Origin of the sequence: Mesorhizobium sp. M7A.F.Ca.CA.002.09.1.1 (genome assembly GCF_003998555.1) — a bacterium.
GTDB lineage: Bacteria > Pseudomonadota > Alphaproteobacteria > Rhizobiales > Rhizobiaceae > Mesorhizobium > Mesorhizobium ciceri.
The window spans coordinates 1-4,610 of record NZ_RZRR01000428.1; the positions used below are offsets into that span (position 1 = coordinate 1).

5 protein-coding genes and 1 pseudogene are annotated in these 4,610 nt (G+C 62.6%); 5 read left to right on the forward strand and 1 reads right to left on the reverse strand.

Annotated features, from left to right (window positions below; all coding sequences use genetic code 11):
* From EN994_RS18715 to fae, 4 genes and pseudogenes are all read left to right on the forward strand, one after another.
* The coding region (locus EN994_RS18715) for a methenyltetrahydromethanopterin cyclohydrolase (protein ID WP_281060172.1) at positions 1-288 on the forward strand (288 nt) is incomplete at its 5' end.
* 167 nt (positions 289-455) lie between these two features.
* Complete coding sequence (locus EN994_RS18720; RefSeq protein WP_245458385.1) at positions 456-1,370, forward strand: RimK family alpha-L-glutamate ligase; 915 nt, start codon at positions 456-458, stop codon at positions 1,368-1,370.
* A 14-nt stretch (positions 1,371-1,384) separates the two neighbouring features.
* Positions 1,385-2,188 (forward strand): annotated as a pseudogene (locus EN994_RS18725) (triphosphoribosyl-dephospho-CoA synthase); the annotation flags it as partial.
* 203 nt (positions 2,189-2,391) lie between these two features.
* The gene (fae, locus tag EN994_RS18730) at positions 2,392-2,898 is read left to right on the forward strand and encodes a formaldehyde-activating enzyme (RefSeq protein WP_013532036.1); all 507 of its coding nucleotides are present in this window, start codon (positions 2,392-2,394) and stop codon (positions 2,896-2,898) included.
* A 137-nt stretch (positions 2,899-3,035) separates the two neighbouring features.
* Here fae and EN994_RS18735 read toward each other — a convergent pair whose 3' ends face one another.
* Positions 3,036-3,734, reverse strand: a complete 699-nt coding sequence (locus tag EN994_RS18735) for a HisA/HisF-related TIM barrel protein (protein WP_063167854.1) — start codon at positions 3,732-3,734, stop codon at positions 3,036-3,038.
* Positions 3,735-3,778: 44 nt separating this feature from the next.
* Between EN994_RS18735 and EN994_RS18740 the strand changes: the two genes are divergently transcribed.
* Positions 3,779-4,610 (forward strand): hydantoinase/oxoprolinase family protein (locus tag EN994_RS18740; protein ID WP_127307715.1); only part of this gene is annotated, 832 nt, incomplete at its 3' end.

Below are 4,610 nucleotides of genomic sequence, written 5' to 3' on the forward strand. Positions count from 1 at the left end.
GCTATGGGCCGAACCAACGATGCCATCATCTATGGCGGCAGCGTCCAGCTCTTCGTCAAAGGATCGGCGAAGGAGGCTGGCAAACTCGCGGAAAAACTTCCCAGCAGCGCCTCACGGGACTACGGCCAACCCTTCGCCGAGATATTCACGCGGTTCAAGGGCGATTTCTATGCCATCGACCCGTTGCTGTTCAGCCCGGCTGAAGTGATCGTGACAGCGATCGAAACCGGCGATACTTTTCGCGCCGGTCGGCGTGATCTGAAGATGCTCGAACGGAGTCTCGGCTAGGGCATGGCGGTGCAAAGGGATTCGTCTGTCATTCGCCCGCCCGGCGACTGCCTTCCGTGCAGCCCTGCCGCGGACGCTGCCATGAGGGCCTGGAATCGCTCGCGCCGCCGACATTCCCGCACCCGAGAGGCCACATGATCCCTCGCATCCTGATCGTCAGCGACAAAGTGGACACCGGCTCCAACGGCCTGGCGGCAGGACTTGGTCGGGGGGGCGCCGCCGTTACAGCCGTGCCGCTGGCGGCGATCGCATTCGATACCAGCAGCCCGAGCGGACTTGCGATCCCCGGCTTCGGCGGCACGCTGCCCGACGCCGTGCTCGTCCGTTCGATCGCCGCCGGATCGTTCGAAGCGGTTACCCGGCGCCTCGGGGTGCTGCACGCGTTAAGCAGACTGTCGGTTCCCGTATGGAATTCCGCGCAGGCGATCGAGCGCTGCGTCGACAAGTCGATGACGACATTCCTCCTGAAAAATGCCGGCCTGCCTACGCCACGCACCTTTGCCGTAGAAGGACTTGCCGTCGCCGAGGAGGTCGCGGCGCAAGAGCTTCCGCGGGGACCGCTGGTGCTGAAACCATTGTTCGGGGCGCAAGGCCGCGGCATAAAGCTGATCCGCACGTTCTCGGACCTGCCGGCCGCAGAAGAGGTGAACAGCGTCTACTACCTTCAGCAATATGTGTCGCGTGCCGGTCCGCCTTTCCGGGATTTCCGCGTGTTTGTCTGCGCCGGAGAGACCGTGGCGATGATGAGCCGCATCAGCGACGACTGGATCACGAACGTCAACCGGGGTGGCGTGCCGGAACAGGTTTCCGAACATGGCAAGGCGGAACTGGCATCGCTGGCCGTCGCTGCGTCAGCCGCGGTCGGCGCGGATTTTGCCGGCGTGGACATCGTGCGGGCTGACGACGGCAATCTGTTCATACTCGAAGTGAACAGCATGCCCGCATGGTCGGGATTGCAGTCGGTGGTCGCCGTGAACATCGCCGAAGCAATCGCCGATGCCTTGCTGAAACTTCTGGCCGACCGCGCCGAGGCGGCCGCCGCACCGCGGCCCTACCGTTTTGCCGCGCCTGCGAATTCGTGAGGGCGGGCAAGGTGGTGCTTTCGCGTGAACGCCTCCGGGCCAGCTATAAGAATGCCTGCAGGATGGAGATCGAAGCCCTAAAGCCGGGCAACGTCCATCTGTTCGCCGACGGACACGGCATGTCCGCCGCCCAGTTCATGACAAGTGCGGAGGTTTCCTCCGGGCCGCTGACCGATCCTCGTCTGCCGGTCGGGCAGCGGATGCTGGAGGCGGTGCGCGCGACACGACTGGCGGTCGCAACCAATACCAATCTCGGAATCATCCTTCTGGCAGGGCCTCTGATATGCGCCGCCGAAATGGGCGGTGACAGACTGCGTGACAATCTCGATTCGCTGCTTCGGGCTTTGAGCGTGCAGGATACCAAGGCGGTATTCGAGGCGATCGTCACGGCCGCGCCAGGCGGCCTCGGAGAAGCCGCCAACGATGTGCGGCAGGAGCCGAAGGTCCATTTGCTGGACGCGATGAGGGAGGCTGCCGACCGCGACATGATCGCTCGCCAGTACAGCAACTGTTTCGGCGACGTGTTCGGGGTCGGGCTCGCCGCGCTGGATGGAGCGTTGGCACGTGAAGAAGACGGCATGTGGCCGACGGTGTTCGTCTACATGGCGTTTCTCGCCGGCTTCCCCGACAGCCATGTGATGCGCAAGCACGGCGTTCACGTCGCAAATCAGGCGCGGCAGGAAGCCGTTGCCGTTCAGGCGGCGCTCCATGCCGAGGGCGACGAACCGTCGCGCATTCGTCTGCTCATGGAGTTCGACCGCCGGCTGAAGGCCGACAACATCAACCCCGGCACCTCGGCCGACCTCACCGTGGCTACTCTTTTAGTCCACACCCTCGCCCTCACCTTGCATAATCGCGGCGTTGGTGCTCGACTTCCAAAAGCGGCAGCTGTGCTTCCGCGGCTATCTAGCCAACCGGTCCGGGCAAATCCGGACGCTGCCAACAAGGATAGCTGTCCATCGAGCGCCTGCTCGGTTGCAGCGTCCGTGGACATCATAATTGTGTCTTGGAGGAAATTGGCATGGCAAAAATATCAAAGGTTATGGTCGGTGAATCGCTGGTGGGAGACGGCAACGAAGTCGCGCATGTCGACCTGCTCATCGGCCCGCGGGGGAGCGCGGTCGAAACGGCATTTTGCAACGCGCTTACCAACAACAAGGACGGCTTTACTTCGCTTTTGGCGGTGATCGCGCCCAATCTTCAATGCAAACCCAACACCGTGATGTTCAACAAGGTCACGATCAAGGGTGCCAAACAGGCGGTCCAGATGTTCGGCCCGGCGCAGCACGCCGTGGCAAAGGCCGTGCAGGACAGCGTTGCGGACGGGACCATTCCGGCCAACGAAGCAGACGACGTGTTCATCTGCGTCGGGGTATTCATCCATTGGGACGCGGCGGACGACGCCAAGATCCAGAAATACAATTACGAGGCGACAAAGGAAGCCATCCAGCGCGCCGTTGCAGGAACCCCGACCGCCGCCGAAGCAACGGCCCAGCGCGACAAGGTCAAGCATCCGTTCGCAGCCTAGACAAGAGACAGCCCCGCACAGGAAAAACCCTCTTCTGAGACGGATGGTCTGTTGCGCCGGCTGAAAAAGGTTCTGGGCTTTTGAAACGTCAGCTCCCGAAGGGCGCACGCCCTTCGGGAGCTGACGAGCAACGACGATCAGGCGCCGAGTGACGCGAGGTGGCCGGGCGTGAGCGTAGCGTTGTGCAATGAGGTTGCGACCAGTGCCGCGGCGACGCCCATGGCGGACAAGGCCCTGATGTCGTTCTCGTCGCGGACACCGCCGGCCGCAATGACAGCGCGATTTCCGGCCTTGGCCTTGACCTCCTGCAACCGCCCGAAGTCGGGACCGGCGGCCGCACCGACCTTGGCCAGCGTCATGACAATCACCTTTTGCGGCCAAAGCTCGGGCTCATCGAGAAGAGAACGCGGCCCGCAAAAACTATCGCCGACGAAATCAAGGGACAGGATGAGATCGGGATGATCGCGAAAACGCCGCAGCAACATGTCGTCTCGCTGCGATTCAGAGCCCAGAACAGGAGACAGCGAGCGTTCGGCAAGCGCCGCCAAAAGTGTCTTTTCGTCGGCCACGCCGGCATCGACCCAAAGTTCCGGCGGCTCCGCCATCGTCCTCAGCCGGGCGAGTGCGTCGCTGTTTGGCGCTCCGCCTTCGATAGCGTCCAGATCTGCGATGTAGAAGGTGGAAAAAGGATAAAGCCCACGCAGTCCTTCAGCGACCGCGACCACATCAGGGCTTCGGCTGAGCGGCGTAACGATCGGCCTGTAGCGATCGCGTTTTCCCTGCTGGGCGCGAACCACCACGCCGTCTTTCAGGTCGAGAACCGGAATGATACGCAACGCTTTTTCACCGACCAATTGCCCCCGTCATGAAAGCTTGAAGCGTGGAAAAAAGAAAGGGCATCATTGCCGGTTTCGACATTGGCGGCGCGCATCTGAAGGTGACCCGCGCACAAGACGGTCGCATCGTCGAGGCGGTAACGATCGCAACGCCGCTCTGGCAAGGGTTGGACAAGCTGGCTTCAGCCCTCGACGAAACGGCTCCGATCTACGCGGGTGCGGATCTCAACGCATTCACCATGACGGGCGAACTGTCGGACATCTTTCCGTCCCGCGATGCCGGCGTGGCGGCTCTGCTGGGTCAGATTTCCACCCATTTCCCCGCAGACAAAAAGCTGGTCTATGCCGGACCATCCGGTTTCGTCGGAGTCGAGCGGGCAGCGCAGCTGACCGCCGATGTGGCTTCCGCCAATTGGCACGCGACAGCCTTGTTGGTGGCAAAACTCGCCGGCGATGCCCTGTTCGTCGACATGGGCTCCACCACCACCGATATTATCGCCATCAAGAACGGCGCCGTGGCCAATGACGGCTACACCGATGCCGGACGGCTTCTAACCGGCGAATTGGTCTATACCGGCTTTACCAGGACATTCCTGTTCGGCGTAGCCTCGTCGGCTCCCGTCCATGGCAGGCTAACGCCGCTGATGAACGAATATTTCGCCTCGATCGCCGACGCTCACCGCATCCTGGGCGTGCTCGACGAGGACGACGACAGGCACCCTCCCGCCGACGGCAAGGAAAAGACTGTGGACGGCTCGATCGCGCGGCTGGCGCGCATGGTGGGGCGCGACGCCACCGACCTCACCCCGCCGGAATGGGGTGAAGTCGCGCGCTGGTTCAGCGAGCAGCAACTGCGCAAAGTGCACGATGCAGCGG